The sequence below is a fragment of the Paraburkholderia phytofirmans PsJN genome, from assembly GCF_000020125.1.
Classification (GTDB): domain Bacteria; phylum Pseudomonadota; class Gammaproteobacteria; order Burkholderiales; family Burkholderiaceae; genus Paraburkholderia; species Paraburkholderia phytofirmans.
The window spans coordinates 1560682-1581944 of record NC_010676.1; the positions used below are offsets into that span (position 1 = coordinate 1560682).

The 21263-nt window shown below is 64.6% G+C and carries 15 protein-coding genes; 5 read left to right on the top strand and 10 right to left on the bottom strand.

What is annotated here, in order from left to right; all coding sequences use genetic code 11:
- Positions 1-125: 125 nt before the first annotated feature.
- Both BPHYT_RS26715 and BPHYT_RS26720 read right to left on the bottom strand, forming a co-directional pair.
- The gene (locus BPHYT_RS26715; RefSeq protein ID WP_012427243.1) at positions 126-2750 is read right to left on the bottom strand and encodes an AAA family ATPase; all 2625 of its coding nucleotides are present in this window, start codon (positions 2748-2750) and stop codon (positions 126-128) included.
- The gene (locus BPHYT_RS26720) at positions 2747-3889 is read right to left on the bottom strand and encodes a metallophosphoesterase family protein (RefSeq protein WP_012427244.1); all 1143 of its coding nucleotides are present in this window, start codon (positions 3887-3889) and stop codon (positions 2747-2749) included. The genes BPHYT_RS26715 and BPHYT_RS26720 overlap by 4 nt, the downstream gene beginning before the upstream one ends.
- A gap of 228 nt (positions 3890-4117) precedes the next feature.
- On the opposite strand from BPHYT_RS26720, the gene BPHYT_RS26725 reads away from it, so the two are divergent.
- The 4 genes from BPHYT_RS26725 to BPHYT_RS26740 all read left to right on the top strand — a co-directional run bounded on the left by BPHYT_RS26725 (position 4118) and on the right by BPHYT_RS26740 (position 9630).
- A complete protein-coding gene (locus BPHYT_RS26725) occupies positions 4118-5407 on the top strand; it encodes a DUF445 domain-containing protein (RefSeq protein ID WP_012427245.1) in 1290 nt (429 codons plus the stop codon).
- Positions 5408-5543: 136 nt separating this feature from the next.
- Complete coding sequence (locus tag BPHYT_RS26730; protein ID WP_012427246.1) at positions 5544-7496, top strand: AI-2E family transporter; 1953 nt, start codon at positions 5544-5546, stop codon at positions 7494-7496.
- 162 nt (positions 7497-7658) lie between these two features.
- Complete coding sequence (locus BPHYT_RS26735; RefSeq protein WP_012427247.1) at positions 7659-9410, top strand: FAD-dependent oxidoreductase; 1752 nt, start codon at positions 7659-7661, stop codon at positions 9408-9410.
- A gap of 28 nt (positions 9411-9438) precedes the next feature.
- The gene (locus tag BPHYT_RS26740; protein ID WP_012427248.1) at positions 9439-9630 is read left to right on the top strand and encodes a hypothetical protein; all 192 of its coding nucleotides are present in this window, start codon (positions 9439-9441) and stop codon (positions 9628-9630) included.
- A 57-nt stretch (positions 9631-9687) separates the two neighbouring features.
- Here BPHYT_RS26740 and BPHYT_RS26745 read toward each other — a convergent pair whose 3' ends face one another.
- The 3 genes from BPHYT_RS26745 to BPHYT_RS26755 are packed head-to-tail and all read right to left on the bottom strand — an operon-like array spanning position 9688 to position 12720.
- Positions 9688-10671 carry a 2-dehydropantoate 2-reductase gene (locus BPHYT_RS26745; protein WP_012427249.1) on the bottom strand — a complete coding sequence of 328 codons (984 nt, stop codon included), beginning with the start codon at positions 10669-10671 and terminating at the stop codon, positions 9688-9690.
- Between the two features lie 4 nt (positions 10672-10675).
- A complete protein-coding gene (locus BPHYT_RS26750; protein ID WP_012427250.1) occupies positions 10676-11467 on the bottom strand; it encodes a class II aldolase/adducin family protein in 792 nt (263 codons plus the stop codon).
- Between the two features lie 53 nt (positions 11468-11520).
- Complete coding sequence (locus BPHYT_RS26755) at positions 11521-12720, bottom strand: amino acid aminotransferase (RefSeq protein ID WP_012427251.1); 1200 nt, start codon at positions 12718-12720, stop codon at positions 11521-11523.
- Between the two features lie 236 nt (positions 12721-12956).
- Between BPHYT_RS26755 and BPHYT_RS26760 the strand changes: the two genes are divergently transcribed.
- On the top strand, positions 12957-13898 hold the full coding sequence (locus tag BPHYT_RS26760; protein WP_012427252.1) for a LysR family transcriptional regulator: 942 nt from the start codon (positions 12957-12959) through the stop codon (positions 13896-13898).
- 104 nt (positions 13899-14002) lie between these two features.
- Here the strand turns inward: BPHYT_RS26760 and BPHYT_RS26765 are convergent, their stop codons facing one another.
- The 5 genes from BPHYT_RS26765 to BPHYT_RS26785 all read right to left on the bottom strand — a co-directional run bounded on the left by BPHYT_RS26765 (position 14003) and on the right by BPHYT_RS26785 (position 21230).
- Positions 14003-14821: a helix-turn-helix transcriptional regulator gene (locus tag BPHYT_RS26765; RefSeq protein WP_012427253.1), complete on the bottom strand. Its 819-nt coding sequence runs from the start codon at positions 14819-14821 to the stop codon at positions 14003-14005.
- Between the two features lie 195 nt (positions 14822-15016).
- Positions 15017-16144, bottom strand: a complete 1128-nt coding sequence (locus tag BPHYT_RS26770; RefSeq protein ID WP_012427254.1) for a hybrid sensor histidine kinase/response regulator — start codon at positions 16142-16144, stop codon at positions 15017-15019.
- Between the two features lie 9 nt (positions 16145-16153).
- Positions 16154-16768 (bottom strand): chemotaxis protein CheB, encoded by a 615-nt coding sequence (locus tag BPHYT_RS26775; protein WP_012427255.1) that lies wholly within the window; start codon positions 16766-16768, stop codon positions 16154-16156.
- A gap of 10 nt (positions 16769-16778) precedes the next feature.
- Positions 16779-17624, bottom strand: coding sequence for a CheR family methyltransferase (locus tag BPHYT_RS26780; protein ID WP_012427256.1), 846 nt, complete (start codon positions 17622-17624; stop codon positions 16779-16781).
- Between the two features lie 18 nt (positions 17625-17642).
- Positions 17643-21230, bottom strand: coding sequence for a response regulator (locus BPHYT_RS26785; RefSeq protein WP_012427257.1), 3588 nt, complete (start codon positions 21228-21230; stop codon positions 17643-17645).
- Positions 21231-21263: the final 33 nt, after the last annotated feature.

The window sequence follows — 21263 nt, forward strand, 5'->3', positions numbered from 1 at the left end:
CCGACCCGCGGAGTTGCGAACTTTCTGCAAATTCGTGAGGAATTGCGTTCTTTCATCGGCCGCATGCGGAGATTCATGCGGCCTGACTCGTTCGCCCCTGGCGCCGGGCTTGCCTGGCCCTCTGCTTAGGCCGCCACCTTCAAATCCTCGATCGCCCGCTGCCTGACGCCCAGGTCGTCCCACAACTCCGGGTGGCACGTGAACACCAGAATCTGATGGCGCGTGGCCGCGTCGATCAGCGCGCGCTTGATCGCATCGCGCCTCGCGGCGTCGGTATGCACCGCCGCGTCGTCGAGCATGAGCAAGGTCGGCCGGCCTGATGCCTTCAACAGATCCGCGTAAGCGAGCCGCGTCAGAATGCCGAGTTGTTCGCGTGTGCCGAAGCTCAGCGCCTCGAGCGTGTCCGCGCGGCCAAAGCGGTCCAACGTCGCGGGACTCAGATCGTCACCGAGCGCGATCGTGGATTGCGGGAAAATCCGCTTCAGATAATGCCCGAGGCGCTCGGTCAATGGCGCGCGCAGTTGCGCGACCGCGGCGTCGCGTTCGTCGACCAGCACCTCGTCGAGCAAACTCAACGCGCTCGCGCGCAAGCTGAGTTCGTCCTTGCGCCGCGTGGCCTGTTCGACCTTGGCCTGCACCGCCGCCAGACGCTCGCCGAGACCCGAGGCGCCGGCCGTCTCCAGTTGACCACGCAACGCCGCGATCTTCACCTGCCGCTCGTTCTGCTCGCCGCGCGCGAGTTCCGCCGACGCGCGATAGCGCTTCGCCTCAGCCTCCGGGTCGTCGAGACGTGCTGCTTCCAGTTCGCGCTCGCGCCCTTCGCGCTGCTTGCGCAAGGCCTCGACCTGCACGCGTTGTTCGACGATCTTCGCCTGCCACTGCGCGCGGTTGCGACGGAACGCTTCGTCGTCCAGTTGCGCCTGCTTGCGCTGCAATTGATCAGCGAGCGATTCCGCGTTCGCCATGCCGGTCGATTTTTTGTCGGCCGCCTGCGTTAGCACTTTTCGTGCGGCTTCCAACGCGTCGCGCGCGATCTCCGCGTTGCGGCGCGCTTCGTCGAGCGGCGGCGCAGCGGAAACGTCGGGCAAACCCGCGAGCCGCTCGTTGGCGGCCTGCATGCGCGCCGCAGCCGTCGCCGACGCTGCGCGCAGCGCGTCGATGCCCTGCGGTGCGTGCACGTCGAGAATCTTTGCCTGGCTTTTCTGCTGCGCGAGCGCCGCCTTCCAACGCTCGTGCCGCGCTTCGCCCTCGCCGAGCGACGCGACGCCGAGCGCCTGCAACAATTGCGCATGCTGGGCTTCGAGCGACGCGAGTTCGGACAAACGCGCCGGCAGATCCGAGACACCCGGAATCACCCGCAATTCACCGAGCGCGCCGAGGCCGATCCGTTTCTCCTCGTCCACACGCAGGACGCCTTCGCCGCTCACCGGTTTTTCGTCGACGGTAATCGCGCCGTTCAGGCGATATTCGATGCGGGTCATCGCTGCTTCAGTGCGAGCACGCAACACACTCAGCTCACTGCCGAGCGCGGCGAGCCGCTTGAGCTTAGCCTCGTCGATTTCGAGCGTGGCCGCTTCGCGCGCGGCTTCGAGCACGGCTTCGTTAGCCTTGCTGGCGGCGGCAATCGACGCTTCGAGCCGCTCGCTTTCCGCGCGAAATAGTCCGATCTGGCTGCGCAGATCGGCTGCCGTCACGGCCGCATTGGCCAGTTCGAGTGCGCGGTTGGCATCGGCGAAAGCCTGCTCGAATTGCGTCACGCTGGCCGCGGCATCCGCGTGTTCGGCCTGGACCGCCGCGACGCTCGCACGCAGCGCGTCGAGTTGCAGGCGCTCGCGCGCGACGGCCGCTTCCAGGTCGAGCGCGTTCTGCTCCTGCTGCAGCGGCAAAGCCAGTTCGGCTTCGCTCGCTTTCAGCGACTGCTCAAGTCCTTTGAGGCTGCCTTCGAGTTGCACGACGGCGTCGGCGCGCAATTGCGCCTGCACGGCTTTCTGCTCGTGAATTTCCCACGGGCGTTTGCGCTGCGTATCGTCGAAGGTTTGCTGCTGCGTGGCGAGACTGGCAATGTTCGCCTCGAACTGTTGACGCTGCTGTTCAAGATCGGCGCGCTCCTCGATCAGGCGCGTGAGGGTCTGTTCGGCCTCGGCGAGCGGTCCGGTCGACTTCTGCGTGCGCGCGGTCAGCAGTTGCCGAAGTTCGCGCTGCACGGCGGCGATCAACGCATCCTCACCCGCCGATTCGCGGCCGCCCGAGAGCTGCGACAGCGCATCGCGCAGATACTGCGCCGCGTGGCCGGTGGAATCGCGCATCTCCTGCGTGCCGCCTTGCTGCACCCACAACAAACCAGGTACGCCCGCGTTCTCCGCCTTCAACGGCCCACGCGCGGGACGTGAAAAGCCGAGCAAGGCTGCGAGCTTGTCTTCGGCTTCATCTTCACCAAACGCGCTCTGGCCGATCCTCAGCTCACAGCGCTGCCGCGTGACGAACTGCTTCGACAAGCGGCACGCCATGCCGTCCAGTTCGAAGCTCACTTCGACCGACGGCTGCCCGCTCGCCTTGCCCCACGGCAACAGGTCTTTCAGATGCGAGGCCTTGTAGCGCTCCAGAAACACGGCGCGTACGGCTTCGGCAATCGTGCTCTTACCGGCCTCGTTCGGACCGACGAAAAGATTAAGACCGGGCTGCAGATCGTCGATGACGAGCTTGCCGGTGAACTGCTTGAACTCCTGAATCGCAATGCTTTGCAGCTTCATGCGGACCTCGCTTCGCGCGGCAATTCACGTTGAAAACGCGCCAGAAGCAGCAATGCCTCGGCCGCGCGCTTGATCTCTTGCGGGTCGGACTGCGGGTCTTCCTGCAAGCCACGCAGACGCGCCACCACTTTCGCGAGGTAGCCGCTTTGCGCGCCGAGTTCGGCGAGATCGTCGTCGGTGGGCAGCACTTGCAGGCCGCTCAGGTCGACGCGCAAGGCTCGCACGCGCGCGCGGGCTTCTTCCACCGCGACGTGAAGCGCTTCGGCGTCGGCGAGCGCTGCCGTGCCGCCGACCGTCACGCGCAACACATCGTGGCTGCCTAGCGTGGCGAGGCGCGCCTTGAGCGAATCCACATCGGTCGGCACGGCGATGGTTTCCTCCCACCGATGCCATTGATATTGACCGACCCGCACCGGCTCGACCACCGGCGAGGCGCCCGGCTCGCTCAACGTGACATCGAGCATGAAGCCCGGATCGTTGGCGCGGAAGCGGTCCTGTTCGTGCGTGCCCGCGTACCAGACGCGCTCATCGACACGCAGATGCCCATGCCAGTCGCCGAGCGCCAGATAATCCAGACGCGCGCTCCCGGCACGCGTCGGCGCGATAGGATTCGACGAGTCGATGCCTTCCTGCAAAATTCCGCTCACGCTGCCGTGTGCGAGCCCGACGCGGTGATAGCCAGGCGGCGTCTCCGCACTGTCGAAGAAACCGGTGGTGTCGTCATACGTGATGCGTTGCGTGAGCGGCGCGCACAGCAGCGCGCACCGGCAGTCGTCCAGCAGCACGACACCGGGTTCGAGCACCACGCGCACATTCGGCGCGATGCAGTTCAGGCGCTGCGCGCGCGTCCACACGCTCTCGACGAGCGCGGCATCGTGATTGCCCGGCAACATGATCCACGGCCCCGCGAACGCTTGCAGCGCGCCGAACAAACGGCGGATCACCGTGTCGGAGACGGTTTGCAGATCGAAGACGTCCCCGGCCACGAGCACCGCATCGACATTGCGCGCGGCGGCTTCTCCGGCGATCCGGCGTACGGTCTCGAAGCGCGCCTCGGCAAGATGCGCCGCCTCGTCCGGCTCGAACTGGCCGAATTGCGTGCCGATCTGCCAGTCCGCGGTGTGCAGAAACCTGATCACTGTGCCTCCCTTCTGTTTCATTCCGTTCAATTGCAAGCTGGCTCGCCGGGCAAGGCAGCGCGGTCTAACCGCAGATGTTACCGTGCCCGCGCGGCAAAGCTAGTCCTCGACGGCGAGCACGGGCCTGGCCCACACGCCGGCGAGCGGCGCTACACTCGCGTTTTCCGGCTGTGCTCGCCGAGCGCGCCGCAGGATTTCAATCGACCCGGACCCGTTGCCCTGCCGCCGATGAACAAAGCAATCGAACTGAAGAAGGCCAAGCGCACCCCGCTCCTGCTGTTGATCGCCGCCGCCTGCGTTTTTCTCGTGACCGCGTTCATGCCGCGCGGCATCTGGGTGGACGGCATCAAGGCGGTCGCCGAGGCCGCGATGGTGGGCGCGCTCGCCGACTGGTTCGCGGTAGCCGCCCTGTTTCGCCGCGTGCCGATCCCGGTCGTCTCCGCGCACACCGCGATCATTCCGAGGAACAAGCATAAGATCGCCGACAACCTCGCGGTGTTCGTGCAGGACAAGTTCCTGGATGTGCCGTCGCTGGTCGGTCTGATCCAGAAGCACGACCCGGCGCGCAGCATCACCGCGTGGCTGACGCAGCCGGAGAATACAGCGCGTTTGGGCGACTACGTCGTCAAGCTCACCAGCGGCATTCTCGAACTGACCGACGACGTACGCATTCAGGTCTTCATCAAGGACGCGCTGCGCGACGTGCTGGCCAAGGTGGATCTGTCGCAATCGATGGGCTCGATTCTCGACACGCTCACCAAGGACGGCCGCCATCAGGAACTGCTCGACGCCGGCATCGAACAGGTCGTCGCGCTGCTGCGCGAACCGCACGCGCGCGAGTTCATTGCTGAGCGGATCGTCGAATGGGTGAAGGCCGAGTACCCGAAGATGGAGAAGATTTTGCCGTCGACATTTTCTACCTGGCTGGGGGACAAAGGCGCCGAAACCATCGCCAACGCGGTGAATCGCATACTCGAACAGATCAGCGAAAATCCCACGCATCAACTGCGTCAGAAGTTCGACGACGCCGCGCACAAGCTGATCGTCAAACTCAAAACCGATCCCGCGTTCCTGCAAAAAGGCGAGGAACTCAAACGCTATCTGGTGGAAGGCGACGCGCTCAGTTCGTATGTGAAAGACATGTGGAGCGAATTGCGCGCGTGGCTCAAGCGCGATCTGCAAAGCAGCGACTCGGCCCTGCACGCACGCGTGGTGGCGATGGGCCAATGGGTCGGCCGCGAACTCGCGCACGATCCTGCGTTGCGCCAATCGCTCAACGATCACCTCGAAGAAGCCGCGCGCACCATGGCGCCGGACTTCGCGCGCTTCCTGACGCGCCATATCAGCGATACCGTGAAGAACTGGGACTCGCATGAGATGTCACGGCAGATCGAACTGAACATTGGTAAGGATCTGCAATACATCCGCATCAACGGGACGATTGTGGGCGGTTTTATCGGCCTGTTGCTGTACGCGAGCTCGCAATTGTTGGGCTTGCTGCGCCTGCACATGGGATGAGCAATAGGCCGCCCTGTGTCAAAGCGCCTACAATCCGGGCATATGAATTGCTCATGCGCTGTGCCCGGACACCTTCACCCTGTCTGCGAGCGGCCCTTATAAAAACGACAGCGCGTCTCAATCGGAAAGTCTGCTCATGAAAATCTCGTTACCGCCGTCTGGGCGGCCGAACCGCGTTTACCCGCCGGGCACGCCGAGTCTGCACGGCCTTGCGTCGGTGATTACCGGCGTGGTGGTGGTGTGCGGCCTGTACTTCGGCCGCGCGGTGTTGATCCCGATCACGCTGTCGGTCTTGCTCAGTTTCCTGCTCGCTCCGCTCGTACAGATGTTGCGGCGTTTCCATATGGGGCAGTTGCCGTCCATCTTCATCGCGGTGTTGTTCGCGTTGGCCAGCTTGCTCGCCGTCGGTGCGCTGATCACCGCGCAACTCGTGCAACTCGCTGCCGACCTGCCGCAGTATCAGGAGGCGATCGAGCAGAAGATCGAGACGGTGCAGGAAAAAACCGTCGGCCGCGCCGATTCGCTGATGAGCCGCGCCGCCGTCGCGTTGCAACGCGTGTCTCCGCCCAAGCCGAACCCGCCCCGTCCGACCGGACGCGCCGCGCGCAATGCGCCCGCCGTGCCGCAGCCGGTCGAAGTGCACGAACCCGCGCCCACGCCGATGCAGCTCGCGCAGCGCGCGTTGTCGCCGGCCATCGCGCCGATCGAAACGACCTTCATCGTGCTGGTCGTGACGATCTTTATCCTGCTGCAACGCGAGGATTTGCGCGACCGTTTGATCAGCCTGTTCGGCTCGCGCGATCTGCATCGCACCACCACTGCGATCAATGACGCTGCCGTGCGGCTGTCTCGCTACTTCGTCGCGCAACTCGGTGTAAACCTGAGTGCGGGTGGCGTGATCGCCATCGGGCTCGCGATCATCGGCGTGCCGGGTGCGCTGCTGTTCGGCGTGATCGCCGCGTTGCTGCGCTTCGTGCCGTACATCGGCATCTGGATCGCCGCGATTCTCGCCGTGTTCCTCGCGGCCGCGATCCAGCCGCAATGGACCATGGCGGTTTATACGCTGATCCTGTTCATCGTCGTCGACGTGGTGGCCGGGCAGATCGCCGAGCCGCTGCTGTATGGCCACCGCTCCGGCCTGTCGCCGCTCGCGGTAGTGGTGGCGGCGATTTTCTGGAGCTGGCTGTGGGGGCCGATCGGCCTCGTGCTGTCGACGCCGCTCACGTTGTGCGTGGTCACGCTGGGCCGCTACGCCGACCGGCTGAACTTTCTCACGGTGCTGCTGGGCGATCAGCCCGCGCTCACGCCCGCGCAGAACTTCTATCAGCGGCTGCTCGCGGACGATCCGCATGAGGCCATCGTGCAGGCGGAGCGCCTGTTGCGCGAGATGTCGCTGATCGACTACTACGACAAGGTCGCGCTCGAAGGCCTCAAGCTCGCCCGCAACGATGCCATGCGCGGCGTGCTGATGCCGGACCAGTTGCAGCGCATCAACGACGCGCTGGTGGACATCGTCGAAAACCTGGAAATCGCGGACGGCTTGCCGGACCGCATGGCGCGCAGCGAGCCCGCCGATACCGCGAGCGCGCTGCTCGCTTCGGCCTCGGCCGATCTGTCCGAGCGGCACGACAGCCACATTGCTGCGCACCCGCAGCTGCGCCGTGAAGCGGAAAAAACCTCCGTGCTGTGCGTACCCGGGCGCGGTTCGTTCGACGAAGTCACCACTGCAATCGCCGTGCAACTGCTCAGCCGCCAGGGCCTCGCGCCAATGATGGCGACGCACTCGGGCTATCGCAGCGCACGCGCCGACGAACCGAGCTTCAAGGACGCACCGATCATCTGCATCGTCTCGCTCGATGCGCCAGAGTCGCCGCCGTATCTGCGCAACATGCTGCGGCGCACGCGCGAATGGCGGCCGCGGGCGACGCTGGTGGTCGGCGTCGGCGGCGCGCCGGAAGGCGGCCCGGAAATGGGCGCGACCGGCGCTTCGCACGCGGCGCCCACCTTCCGCGCAATGATCGAGGAATGCCTCGCCGCGTCGAGCTTGCCGCACGCGCGCCACGCTTCGCATGTGGGCGGAGCGGACTAGGCGCTTCGCAGTGGGTACAGCCACCTGGCGGCACGGCTGTACCCAAAATGAGGACAGCCGCGCGCGCACCCTCCTTCATACTTCGTTATCGAAACGCACCGCCTCGAAGAGCTGACCAGCCCAGGCGGGCGATCCCCGGCATCGAAGCTCCAGGAGACACGCATGAGCCGCCCCTTCAAACCCTATCCGTTTTCACCGCGTCACTATGAAGGCGTGGCGCCACCGCTCGTCGACGGACGCGATCCTGTCAGGCGGCCGGTGGCGATTGTTGGCGGCGGGCCGGTCGGCATGACGCTGGCGCTCGCGCTGGCTCGCCAGGACGTGCGCTCGGTGCTGATCGAAGCCGACGACAGCGTGTGCACCGGCAGCCGCGCGATCTGCATCTCGCGGCGCAGCCTGGAAATCTTCAAGCGACTCGGCGTCGTGCAAGGCTTCCTGCAAAAAGGCTTGCCGTGGACGGGCGGCCGCAGCTTCTACCGCGATGCCGAAGTGTTCCGCTTCGCCATGCATCAGGACGACGAGCAATCGCTGCCGCCCATGATCAACATCGCGCAATATCAGATCGAACAGTTGCTGCTCGACGAAGTGGAACGGCATGCCGATCTGATCGAGATCCGCTGGCAGACGCGCGTGACCGGCATCGAACAGCACGCGGCTGAAGGCGATCGCGGGAACCGGGAAGGCACGGCCGGCGCGACGCTCGCCCTGCGCACCGGCGACACGGCCTGGCAGATGAACGCCGACTGGGTCGTCGCCTGCGACGGCGGCCGCAGCACGATTCGCGAGGCGCTCGGTCTCAAGCTCACCGGCACCACTTACGAAGGCCGCTACGTGATCGTGGATATCGAACTGGACAGCGCGCGCGCCACCGAGCGCCTTGCCTATTTCGATCCGCCGTCCAATCCCGGCTCGACGGTGCTGGTGCACAAGCAGCCCGACAACGTCTGGCGCATCGACTACCAGCTTCGCGACGACGAAGACCCGGAAGCCGCCGTGCAGCCCGAGAACGTCATGCCACGCGTGCAGAGCGTGCTCGATTCGATGGGCGAAACCGGCGCATGGTCGCCGATCTGGATCACCGTCTACAAGGCCAACGCATTGACGCTCGAACGCTACCGGCACGGCCCGGTGCTGTTCGCGGGCGACGCCGCGCATCTCGTGCCGATCTTCGGCGTGCGCGGCGCCAACTCCGGTATCGACGACGCGGACAACCTCGGCTGGAAACTGGGCTGCGTGGTGAACGGAGCTGCGTCGCCGCGTCTGCTCGATAGCTACAGCGACGAGCGGGTGTTCGCGGCACGCGAGAACCTGAGTTACGGCATGAAGAGCACGGAGTTCATGGCGCCGCCCTCGTTCGCCTTCGATCTGATGCGCCAGGCGGTGCTCGGTCTCGCGGAGCATCATGCGGCGGTGCGTCCGTTGATCAATCCGCGGCAGACGCATGCGATTGCCTATGTGCAGTCGCCGCTCAACCAGGCCGCTGGCGACGCGAGCGATGCTTTCGCGCAAGGCCCAGCGCCCGGTACTGTGCTTCCGGAATGCCGACTCAAACGCAGGGACGCAGGCGTCTTTCACGATATCCATCTGACGGATCTGCTCGGGCCATGCTTCACTGCATTGCGCTTCGGTGCGAACGCGAACGACGATTCCGCGCAAGACGCAGCGTGGCAGCAGTTGCAAGACACGCTGGCCGGACAACATATCCCGTTCAAAACCGTCAAGCTGGTCAGGAACGACACGCATAGCGTCACCAGCTCAAACGTGGTCGATCACACCGGCCGTCTTCACGACATGCTCGACGCGACGCCCGGCACGGTCTATCTGATTCGTCCCGATGGCCATGTACTGGCCCGCTGGCGCGACGGCAGCGCGGAGGCCACGCAGCGCGCCATCCGCGCGGCGCTGACGATCTAATACATCTAATAAAAAGGAGACAACCATCATGACCGATAGCGATCTCGACCTCGTCTACACGACGCTCTGCAAGACCCTCACGAACGAAGGCGAAGCTCAGGCGCCGCTATATCTGGCCCGCCTCGCGATGCTGTGCCTGACCGAACTCGACAACCCGCGCCGCGCGTTGTCGCTGATCGAAGCGGCACGGTTGCCGGCGGCGACTGTGGTGACTGCATAAGGCGTAAAAAAACCGCCGCGCCATGCGAGGCGCGGCGGTTCTCCTTTGAGACGACTGTTACTGCTTCGGATACAAACCCAGCGTCCTCGCATGCAGACGCGCGAGACCGAGCAACGCATCCGTATACGGCGTAGCGACGCCTGTCAGTTGGCCCAGTTCGCGCACCGCGGCCACCAGCGCGTCGAGTTCGACCGCTTTACCCGCCTGCACGTCCTGCAGCATCGAGGTTTTCATCGCGCCGAGTTTCAGCGTGACTTCGTGGCGGTCCTCCGGGTCCTGATCGATCGGAATGCCGAAGCGGGCACCGATTTCCTTCGCTTCCAGCATGATGCTCGTGACGAAGTTGCGCACCAACTCGTCGCTGAGAATTCGGTCGGTGGTTGCGCCGGTGATGGCGCTGATCGGATTCATCGTCATATTGCCCCACAGCTTGTACCAGACGTCGCGCTGAATCTGCGCCGACGCCGAGGCATTGAAGCCGGCCGCCGCGAGCTTGGCCGCGAGCGCCGCGCCGCGCTCGCTTGCCCGTCCCGACGCCTCGCCGATAATCAGCCCATTGCCCTGATGATGCCGGATGACCCCCGGTGCTTCGACGAGGCAACTGGCGTGCACCACGCATCCCACCGTTTGCGCGCTCGGAATCGCGGTGGCAATCGCGCCGTCCGGATCGATCGACTTGAGGCGCTTGCCGGCGAAGTCCGCGCCGAGTCCGTCGCAGAACCACCAGGGCACACCGTTCATCGCGGTCAGGACGATGGTTTGCGCGCCTAGCAGCGGCGCGATCCGCGCGGCCACCGACGCCATTGCCGGACCCTTGACGGCGACCACGACGAGATCCTGCACGCCGAGATCCGCGGGATTCTCGCTCGCGTTCACTTTCACGGCATGCGTCGCGCCACCTTCGATCAAACGCAGGCCGTGCTCGCGCAGCGCGTTCAGCGTCTCGCCGCGCGCCACCACGCTCACGTCATGGCCGGCCTGCGCGAGCTTCACGCCCATCCAGCCGCCGATCGCACCCGCACCGTAGATTGCTGCTTTCATTGTTTCAATCCTTGTAACTGGCGTCGATGCGGTCCACTCGCCGCACCAGCGCGTCGAACACATCCTGGCCCGCACCGTGACGCGGATCGAACTGCAGCGCGTCGCGCGAGCAGCGAATCGCGACGTCTTCCGGCACCGGCCGCGCGCGGCCCATCGCAAACGTCGCCATCTGGATTTCGCAGGCGCGGTTGAGCGTCCACAGGACCGCGAAAGTTTGCGGCAAGGTGTGGCCCCACGCAAGCAGCCCATGGTTGCGCAAGATCACCGCCTGCCGGTTGCCGATATGTTCGAGCAGGCGCGGACCTTCTTCCGCGTGCACGGTGATGCCTTCGAAGTCGTGATAGGCAATGCGGTCGTGCAATTGCGCGCTGTAGAAGTTGGTCTGCTGCAGACCGTCCTCCAGACAGGCCACGGCGACGCCCGCCGTGGTGTGCGTGTGCATCACGCAGTGCGCGTCGGGCAAGCCTTCATGAATCGCCGCATGCACGACGAAGCCGGCCGGATTCACCGGATACGGCGAGTGATCGAGCACGCGTCCCTGTGCATCGATCTTCACGAGATTGCTCGCGGTCACTTCGCTGTAGTGCAGCCCGAACGGATTGATCAGGAACTGCCGCTCGCCGCCGCTCACGCTGGCAGGAACCCGCAGCGTAATGTGGTTGTAGATCATCTCGGTCCAACCGAGCATGTCGAAGATCCGGTAGCACGCTGCAAGCTGCACACGCGCATGCCATTCGTCAGGATGCATCGCGTGGGCCTTCGGCGCGCTCGGCGCTGGTATATCGAGAGTGGTCATTTGGGTCTCCCTTGTGGACCGTTGTTATCGCTCTGTTGCTTGAAAAACCGCGCTCACGCGCCCGACACCACGGCGGCGATCGACGCAGCCACATACTCCGCGTTGCGCTCGTTCAGACCGGCCACGCACATGCGCCCGGAGCGCAGCACATACACCGCGTATTCGCTGCGCAGACGCTCCACCTGGCTTTCGCTCAAGCCCGTATAGGTGAACATGCCGCGCTGCGCGACGTAGCGTGCGCGCATCACTTCATCCACACGGCCCGCGAGTCCGGCGTGAATCGTGCCGCGCATGGCGAGAATCCGCTCGCGCATGGTGGCGAGTTCCGCTTCCCACGAAGCGCGCAACGACGCATCCGCGAGTACGTTGGCGACGAGCCGCGCGCCGTGCGTCGGCGGATTGCTGTAGTTCGCGCGCACCGTCGACATCAATTGACCGAGTACGCGGCCGGCCTCTTCCGCGCTCTTGCAGACCACGCTCAACGCACCGACGCGCTCGCCGTACAGCGAGAAATTCTTCGAGAACGAATTCGCGGCGATCAACGGAATGCCCGCGTCGGCCAGCAGACGCACGCAAGCGGCGTCCTCTTCAAGACCGGCGCCGAAGCCCTGATAAGCCATATCGACGAACGCGATCAGCTTGCGGCGCTGCAAAACCGGCACCAGTTCGGCCCATTGCGCCGGGCTCAGGTCCACGCCGGTCGGGTTATGGCAGCACGCGTGCAGCAGCACGACGCTCTGTTCGGGCAAGCTGTCGATCGTTTCGATCATGTCGGCAAAACGCAAGCCGCCGGTGTGTTCGTCGTAATACGGATATGTGTTGACCGTCAGCCCCGCGCCTTCGAACACGACGCGATGGTTTTCCCAGCTCGGGTCGCTGATCCATATCTGCGAGCCGGGGAAATAACGCTTCAGGAAATCCGCGCCCACCTTGAGTGCGCCCGATCCGCCAATGGTTTGCAGCGTCGCGATGCGCCCCGCCTTGCGCGCCTCGCTGTCCGCGCCGAATACGAGCGCTTGCGCCGCGTCGCGATAGAGCGGCAGGCCAGCCATCGGCAGATACGAGCGCGGGCCGATCGAATCGAGCAGCGCGGTTTCGGCGCGGCGCACGGCGTCCATGACGGGCAGCTTGCCGGCGTCGTCGAAATAGATGCCGATACTCAGATTGACCTTGTTCGAGCGCGGGTCGAGTTGGAAGTCTTCGTTCAGGCTCAGAATTGGGTCGCCTGGATAAGCGGGAATGTGGTCGAACATGGTAATTCCTTGAATGTGGCCGCTGCGCGGCCTCGGGGTGGCGCTCGGTATCGCGCGCGCTTGGTGCGCGTGTGGCGGATAACGGCCCGCGTGAACCGGCTTGACTCAGACTGGCGAGACGGAAGTCTAAGCGGGTTTGGCCGGGTGCGTCGATTGGGACAAGTCTGTGCGCATGCGGCACGCTACACAATCAATCGATTTTTCACGATTCGTTAGTTTTTCTTTAGAATCGCGCAATGCCACTCACACGCGTCACCATCCGTCAGTTCGAAGCGTTTCTCGCCATCGTCGATCTGCATAGCATCGGCGCGGCGGCGGACCGGCTCGGGCTGACTTCGTCGGCGGTCAGCCAGTTGCTCGCCGACCTTGAAACGGAACTCGGCTTCCGCCTCTTCGACCGGACCACGCGGCGAGTGAATCTGTCGAGCGCGGGGCAGGATTTTCTGGCGTCGGCGGAATCGGTGTTGCGGCACGTGCGTGCCGCCGCGCAATCCGCCGACGATATCCGCAACCGCGCCGCCGGCATCGTGCGGATCGGCGCGCCGCTAGTGCTGGCGGCGACCGCGCTGCCCGCGGCCATCGCCGAATATGCGCGCGACAAGCCGAAGGTGGTCGTGCGCATTTGCGATACCGTGGTCGAGCAGTTGGTAGAGCGCGTGGAAAGCGGCGACGTGGATCTCGCGATCGGCCCTGACCGGCCAAGCGGCACGCGCGTGCGTTGCGACCCGGCGTTCGCGAGCCCGTGGGTAATGTGGTGCGCGCCGACCCATCCGTTGAACGCGCGCCGCCGCGTGCAGTGGCAGCACTTGCGCGACGTGCCGATCGTCGCCACCGGCCGCGACCACGAACGCGCGGTCGGGCAGATGCTGGCCAATCTGCCGGCGGAAGCCCGCATCATTCCCGTAGACGTGGTGGACAACGTCACCACGGCGTTCGGCCTCGCCTCACAAGGGCTGGCCATCACGCTCGCGCCCGCCTACGTCGCGCCGTTGGCGCGCACCTTCGGGCTGGTGATGAAGCGCATTGTCGATCCCGAAACGATCCGCGAGGTGTGCGTGTATCGCTCGACCGAGCGCGCGCTGTCGCCGCCCGCCGACGGTTTCGCAGATTTCATCATGCCGTGGTTAAAGCGCTGGGATCGCGAGACGCAGGCGGAGGCACGGGGCAAGCGCACGTGATCGGTGGCTACGGTGCGGGATGGCTGCGCTCAAGAGACAAAACAGAGTGAAGGCCGCTCCGGCTTAACGTGAAACGTGCACGCCGGCCGCGCTGCGTTTCAGAATCAAGCCAGTTCGGGCGTCATGCACAACGCAAACAACTGCCTCTGGCTCGAAATCCCGAGCCGCGCGTATGCGCGCTTCTGATAGGTAATCACACTGGCAGGCTTGACCCCCATTTGCACCGCGATTTCAGCGGCACTGGCGCCTTCGAGCGTGCCGCGCAACGCATCGAGTTCGCGCGACGTGAGTGCCGGGCAAGCACGCCTGACCCGCGCCAGCATCGCGGCGGCCGAACCTTGCTGATGCTGTCCATTCAGCGCGTAATGGCCCTTCGCTGCGTGTGCGAACAAGTGCGCGAGGCTTTCGATGCGTTCAAGTTCGCCCGGCTGAAACACGCCATACGCACGGTCGCGATACAGATTGATCGACAGCCAGACGCATTCCATGGGCTGCACGAGCAGCGATAGCCGGTCGGACACGTTCGGCTGCGCATAACAGGCCGCGCGATAGGCTTCGTTTTCTATCTCCTCGCTTTGTTGCTGGTGCAGCACCAGCGCGTCGCGCGCCGGTTTGTCGTGCGGCCGGCCGATGATCGCGCGATTGCCGTCGAGCGCATAGAAGTGCGTGGCGTAGCGATCGGCGACGTCGCGCAGAAAGCGGCCGCCGCGATGATCGGCGGCGGAAACCGTGCGCGGCCTCGCGTCGAATTCGTAGGCAAAGATGGTGCACTGCGAGACCGGCAGCGTATCGCCGACAGTTTTTAGAATGCTGGCTGCGAGCGCGTCGGCATCCGCATGCGAAATCGACATGACGAGTTCAGTCGCGCGCGAAGTGCTGATCTGTTCGCTGCGATGCGGTGGAGAAATGCGCCAGGAACGCATGATGGAAGTCGGTCGCCGTGCTGTGTGTTGGTCCGGCAAGCGTAGCACAGCGGAACGGGAGGCTGTTTCCGGTGGTCTGCGAAAAACGCCTACCGTGCCAAGCACGCGTGATCGATCCGATGAGGCAGTTTCTCGTGGCACGGCTCGCGCGCTAGTGACGGAGAGCCGTCCAACGCTGCGCGAGACTCTCGCAGCTTACTTCCCCGTAAACGACCCGCGCTGCAACGTCACCATTCTGGGCAACTCGATCGTGAAGACCGTGCCTACGGCTTCGTCGGAATTCACGCTGACGTTGCCGCCGTGCATGCGCGCAATTTCCTGCACGATATGCAAGCCCAGCCCCAGCCCTTCGCGCGAGCGACCGCCGCTGTTGTTCGGGCCGAACGCTTTAAACAGATGCGGGAACACCTCGGCCGGAATCGTGCCGCGATTGGCGACTTTCAAACGCACGGACTCGACCGCCTCGCCATCCACCTCGACGCCGATATCGCCGCCCGGCGCGCCATGATGCAGCGCGTTGCTCACCAGATTCGACACGGCTTGCCAGACGAGATCGGTGTCCCACGCGCCCGACGTATTGCCGCGGCTTGCGAACACGATCTGCTTGCCGTTCTCGCGCGAAGCGAATTCGTCGATCACCGAGCGGCACAGCGTCGCCAGTTCGATCGAGCGCGGCTGCAGCGGCAGGCGCCCGCCCTGCAACCGCGCGAGATTGAGCAACTGGTCGACCATGCGCGCCATACGCAGCGAACTGTTCTTCACGCGCGCGGCGACGGTGGCCGACTGTTCGTCGGCAGCCGTGCGCATCAGATACTCCGCCGACGCCAGCACCGCGCCGAGCGGCGTGCGCAGGTCGTGACTGAGCACGGCCATCAGCATTTCGTTGGCTTCGAGCATCTGCCGCGTGGTGACGAGCTGCGCCGCGAGCTGACGCTTCTGCTGTTCGAGTTGCACGAACACATCGACCTTGGATTGCAGAATCCGCGGATCGAACGGTTTGTAGAGAAAGTCGACCGCGCCGGCCTCATAGCCGCGGAACGTGCGCGACGCATCCTGCGCGGTCGCCGTCAGAAAGATGATCGGCACGTGCGAGGTGCGCGGGCTGCCGCGCATCAGCGCGGCCAGTTCGAAGCCGTTCATGCCGGGCATGTTGACATCGAGAATCGCCAGCGCGACTTCGTGCTTGAGCAGCAAGTCGAGCGCCGCCGTGCCCGAGTCGGCCACCAGCACGGCGAGATCCGGCCGCGCCAGCAAGGCTTCGAGCGCCGTGATGTTGTGAACGATGTCGTCGACGATCAGAATGTTCACGGGTGAGTTCGTCATGGCATCGCGTCAGAAAGAGGCCGGCAATGCAGCAAGCCGCCGGGCCATGGTTTCGGGAGTGTAGATAAAGTCCGCCGCGCCGCGTTCAATCGCGGCGCGCGGCATTTCCGGGGAAACAGCGGTGTCCGGCGCCTGCACCCAGGCCGTGCCGCCCAAGGCGCGCACGCGCTTGAGGCCTTGCGCGCCGTCGTCGTTGGCACCGGATAGCAGGAGCGCCAGCAACCGTCCGCCATACACGGCGGCCGCCGATTCGAACAGCACGTCGATCGAAGGACGCGAAAAGCGCACGGCGGCGTCGGTCGACAGCGCAACGGTGCGGTCCACTTCCACCAGCATGTGATAGCCCGGCGGCGCAATATGCACGCGGCCCGGCATGATGCGCTCGCCCGCATCGGGTTCGAGCACCGGCAGCGCGCAACGATGCGCGAATGCAGGCACCAGATAGCTCGGCGAATCGGGCGGCAGGTGCGTGACGATCATCACGGCTGGCGCAAAACCCGCGGGCAGTGCTCCGAGCAGCACGTTGAGCACTTCGATGCCGCCCGCCGAACCGCCGATCACGACGAGTTCGTAGCCGCGCGCCGCTTCGGCGTCGACATTGGGCTGGACAGTTGAGCGTGACATGACGACCGGCCTAGCGTTTCTGATAAATGCGTTCGGTCGGACGGAATTCGTCGAACGCTTCGTAGTGTTTGGAAAACCGCAGACTTTCCTTGCTGCCCAAACCCAGGAATCCGCGCCGCACGAGCGCGTTCTCGAACAGACCCAACGCGCGATCCTGCAAGCCGCGGTCGAAATAGATCAGCACATTGCGGCACGACACCAGATGCGCTTCGAGAAAGACTTCGTCAGTGGACAGGCTGTGGTCGGCGAACACCACGCGCTCTTTCAGCGAGCCCGCAAAGCGCGCGCCGCCATAAGCTGCATGATAGTAGTCGGACAGCGAACGCTTGCCGCCGGCCGCCAGATAGTTTTGCGTGAAGCCTTGAATGCGCTCCAGCGCGTAGATGCCGGCCTCGGCGCGCGCGAGCGCGTCCGGGTTGATATCCGTCGCGTAGAACAGCGTGCGTTCTGTGAGACCTTCTTCGTCGAAGAGGATTTTCAGCGACCAGAGTTCCTCGCCCGTGCTGCACCCCGCCACCCACACCTTGATCGACGGATAAGTGCGCAGACGCGGCAGCACGTGTTCGCGCAGCGCGAGGAAATACGCGGGGTCGCGAAACATCTCGCTGACCTGCACCGTGAGGTACTGGAACAGCCGCGAGAACTCGTCGCCGTTGCGCATGATGCGGTCCTGCAGCTGCGACAGCGTCTTCAGCCCGAATTCCTCGAGCGCCTGCGTCAGGCGGCGCCGCAGCGACGACATCGCGTAATGACGGAAGTCGTGCTGATACTTGAGGTAAACCGCCTCCAGCAGCAGCTTCAACTCGATGTCGAAGTCGCTGATGCGTTGCGGTGCGTCGAATTCCGACTGGCTCATCGTGTTCCCATGCTCCTTCTACCGTTGCCTCAGCCAGACGCGGCACAGCGCGACCAGCTTGTCCACGTCGATCGGCTTCGAGACGTAGTCGTCCGCGCCGGCTTCGAGGCAGCGCGTGCGGTCGTTCGCCATGGCCTTCGCCGTCAGCGCGATGATCGGCAGATGAGCAAAACGCGGATCGCGGCGAATCTCGCCCATCGCGGTCAATCCGTCCATCTCCGGCATCATGATGTCCATCAGGATCAGATGCACTTCGGGGCCGTTTTCCAGCGCTTCGAGCGCTTCGCGGCCGTTGCGCGCAATCTGCAGTTTCGCACCGAGCGGCTCCAGCACGTGCGAGAGCGCGAAAATATTGCGGACGTCGTCTTCGGCCAGCAGGATCGTGCGGCCCTCGAAGGCATTGTCGCGCTGACGCACCGTGCGCAGCATGCGCTGCTGCTCGGGCGCGAGCGACGACTCCACGCTGTGCAGGAACAGCGTCACTTCGTCGAGCAGGCGCTCGGGCGACTTCGCGCCCTTGATGATGATCGATTTCGAATAGCGGCGCAGGCGGTGCTCTTCCTCGTCGGACAGCATGCGGCCCGTGTACACGATCACCGGCAACGCGGCATGCGCGGTATTCGCCGCGAGCCGTTCGAGCAGATCGTAGCCGGTGCCGTCGGGCAGCGCGAGATCGGTCACGACGCAGTCGAAGCTGAATTTCCCAAGATACTCCAACGCTTCAGTCAAGGTTGCGACTGCAACGATCTCGGTGTTTTCGCTTTGCAGCAATGCGCGGATGCTCTCGCGCATCGGCGCGTCGTCCTCGATCACCAGCACGCGTTTGAGGCGCTGCTGCAGGCGCGCTTCGAGGCGGCGGATCGCGGCTTCCATCGTGCTGCGCGCGGTCGGCTTGAGCGTATAGCCGATGGCGCCGAGGTGCAGCGCCTTGTCGGCGTGATCGGTAGCGGAGACGATGTGGATCGGAATATGACGCGTGAGCGGATCGTTCTTCAGCCACTCCAGCACGGTCAGGCCGGAACGGTCCGGCAGGCCGACGTCGAGCAGGACCGCCGCCGGGCGCATGTCGCGCACCAGCGCGAGCCCGCTGGCGGCGCTGCTCGCGTGAACGAAGTCGAAGTCGAGTTCGTGGGTCAGGTCGCGCAGGATTTCGGCGAAGGCCGCATCGTCTTCCACGGCGATGATCAGACGGCCGGCGCGGGTACGGTTGTCGCGGTCGTCGGCAATCGGACTGCGGGTGGTTTCGGGCGAGTTGCCGTTGGTTAGGCCGCTGGTTGAGCCGCTAATCAGGCCGTTGGCCGGCGTGATCACGGTGGGCTGGCTGCCGCGCGAAAGTGGGTGCGCCAGCAGCGGTTCCGTCGTCGGTTCGGCCACGGCCTGCGCGCCAGCCGGTGCCTGAGCCGGGGCGAACATCGGCGCCGTTGCGTGGTGCGCGTCCTGGCTCGCATTCAGCGCCGCTTCGGCATCGAGCGGCAACCAGAGCGTGAACACACTGCCCTTGCCGACTTCGCTCGCGACGGTGATCCGGCCGCCGAGCAGGCGCGAAAACTCCCGCGAAATCGACAGGCCCAACCCGCTGCCGCCGTATTGACGGCTGGTGGAACCGTCGGCTTGCTGGAACGCTTCGAAGATCATGTCCAGCTTGTCGGCCGCGATGCCGATGCCGGAATCGCGCACGTCGAAGCGCAGCATGCCGCCTTCAGCTGGCGCGACAGACAGCGCCACCTCACCGCGTTCCGTGAATTTCACCGCGTTCGAAAGCAGGTTGCGCAGAATCTGCGTGACACGCTGGCCGTCGGTGATGAAGGTATCCGGTGTGCCGGGCAAGCGGTCGAACGCAAGGCTCAAATGCCTGGCGCCGGCCAATGGCTTGAAGGTTTCCTCGAGCGCCTGCAAGGTCGCGTCGATCGACACCGTTTCGAGTTCGACCGTCACCTGCCCGGCTTCGACCTTCGACAGATCGAGAATATCGTTGATCAACACCAGCAAGTCGCTGTTCGACGCGTGAATCGTTTCCGCGTAGCGCACCTGCTCTTCCGTCAGATTGCCGGTACGGTTCTGCTGCAACAGCTTGGCGAGAATCAGCGAACTGTTCAGCGGCGTGCGCAGTTCGTGCGACATGTTGGCGAGGAACTCGGACTTGTAGCGGCTCGACTGTTCGAGGCGCGCCGCGTTGGCCGCGAGGTCGTCCTGCGCGCGCAGCAGGTCGGACTTCTGCCGCTCGAGACGCTGCGCGTATTCTTCGAGTTGCACGTTGGTCTGTTCGAGCTCGGCTTGCTGCGCTTCAAGACGCGTTTGCGATTCCATTAGCGCGCGGCCGCGCTCTTCGAGCCCTTCGTTGGAGACGCGCAATTCTTCCTGCTGCACCTGCAGTTCTTCGTTCAACTGCTGCGTTTCGGCCAACGCGTCCTGCAACCGCTCGCGATACAGCGCGGCTTCGACAAAGTCGCCCATGCTCTTCGCGATCAGTTCCATGAACTCCTGATCGCGCACGCCCAGTTCGCGAATGAAGCCCAGTTCGACGACGCCGTTGACCTGGCCGTCGTTTTCGATCGGCATAACAAGCAGGTTTTTCGGCGCGCTCTTGCCGGTCGCGGACACGACCTGCACGTAGTCCGCCGGCACGTCGCGCAAGACCAGCGTGCGGCGCGCCGCAGCCGCCTGGCCGATCAGCGTCTCGCCTTCGGCGAAACTGCGCGCGGCGGCCTGCTCGCTTTCGCGGCTAAAACCGTAAGTCGCGATCCGGCGCAGCGTGCCGTGCTGCTTATCGCGCACGTAGAGCGCGGCCACGACGGCGTCCAGATATTGCGCGAGAAAGTCGAGCATCGCGCGGCCCACCAGCGGCGAGTTAGTCTGCCCGACCACTTTTTCAGCAAGCAGGCGCTGCCCGGAGCGCAACCACACTTGCTCCTGCAGCATCTCGGTCTGTTCGGCCTGCTGGCGCAACGCGCCATCATAGGTGGTCGACAGGCTCATCAATTCGCGGCGGCCCATCCATGCGAGCAAACCGCTCACGCCCAGGCTGAAGAGCAGGAACACGCTCACGAGTATCGTGGTGACGCGGCGCGTAGCTTCGCTGCGCTCCTGGCGCAGGCGCAGCTCGACGTCGAGAAAATCGCCGAATTCACGGCGCGTTTCGTCGAATTCGATCTTGCCGCGCCCGCTCGCCACGGCGGCCTCGAAGTTCTGATTGCGACGGCGCGCGTCGATCATCTCCTCGGCAAAACGGCTCCAGCGTTGCTGGATCGCCTGAATCTGCTTGAGCTTTTCGACTTGCGGCGGGTTGTCGGCGACCATCTGCTGCAGCGCTTCGATCTGCGTCTTGAAGCGCGGGCCGCCATTTTCAAAAGGCGCGAGGAAGCTCTCGTCGCCCGTGATCAGGAAGCCGCGCATCGACGATTCGCGATCGACCGCGAGACGCAGCATTTCATTGGCCTGACCGATCACGCGCTCGGAATGCTCGGCCCAGTTCATGGTCGAGACCAGATAAGCAATCAGTCCGACGAAGACGGCTATCGTGACCAGGCCGACACCCAGGGGCAAGGCAATATTGCGGCGAATGATGCTGCGAAAACGATTCTGGTCGACGGCCTGAGATGCGGTCATTTTTTCTGTCTTCGGCGTGGCGAATCGAGTCGA

What these genes read in the sequence shown, in the direction of transcription:
- BPHYT_RS26725 (WP_012427245.1), top strand. Translation starts at nt 4,118, where the DNA reads ATGAACAAAGCAATCGAACTGAAGAAGGCCAAGCGCACCCCGCTCCTG.
- BPHYT_RS26715 (WP_012427243.1), bottom strand. Translation starts at nt 2,750, where the DNA reads ATGAAGCTGCAAAGCATTGCGATTCAGGAGTTCAAGCAGTTCACCGGC.
- BPHYT_RS26745 (WP_012427249.1), bottom strand. Translation starts at nt 10,671, where the DNA reads ATGAAAGCAGCAATCTACGGTGCGGGTGCGATCGGCGGCTGGATGGGC.
- BPHYT_RS26780 (WP_012427256.1), bottom strand. Translation starts at nt 17,624, where the DNA reads ATGAGCCAGTCGGAATTCGACGCACCGCAACGCATCAGCGACTTCGAC.
- BPHYT_RS26755 (WP_012427251.1), bottom strand. Translation starts at nt 12,720, where the DNA reads ATGTTCGACCACATTCCCGCTTATCCAGGCGACCCAATTCTGAGCCTG.
- BPHYT_RS26730 (WP_012427246.1), top strand. Translation starts at nt 5,544, where the DNA reads ATGAAAATCTCGTTACCGCCGTCTGGGCGGCCGAACCGCGTTTACCCG.
- BPHYT_RS26775 (WP_012427255.1), bottom strand. Translation starts at nt 16,768, where the DNA reads ATGTCACGCTCAACTGTCCAGCCCAATGTCGACGCCGAAGCGGCGCGC.
- BPHYT_RS26750 (WP_012427250.1), bottom strand. Translation starts at nt 11,467, where the DNA reads ATGACCACTCTCGATATACCAGCGCCGAGCGCGCCGAAGGCCCACGCG.
- BPHYT_RS26740 (WP_012427248.1), top strand. Translation starts at nt 9,439, where the DNA reads ATGACCGATAGCGATCTCGACCTCGTCTACACGACGCTCTGCAAGACC.
- BPHYT_RS26785 (WP_012427257.1), bottom strand. Translation starts at nt 21,230, where the DNA reads ATGACCGCATCTCAGGCCGTCGACCAGAATCGTTTTCGCAGCATCATT.
- BPHYT_RS26735 (WP_012427247.1), top strand. Translation starts at nt 7,659, where the DNA reads ATGAGCCGCCCCTTCAAACCCTATCCGTTTTCACCGCGTCACTATGAA.
- BPHYT_RS26760 (WP_012427252.1), top strand. Translation starts at nt 12,957, where the DNA reads ATGCCACTCACACGCGTCACCATCCGTCAGTTCGAAGCGTTTCTCGCC.
- BPHYT_RS26765 (WP_012427253.1), bottom strand. Translation starts at nt 14,821, where the DNA reads ATGCGTTCCTGGCGCATTTCTCCACCGCATCGCAGCGAACAGATCAGC.
- BPHYT_RS26770 (WP_012427254.1), bottom strand. Translation starts at nt 16,144, where the DNA reads ATGACGAACTCACCCGTGAACATTCTGATCGTCGACGACATCGTTCAC.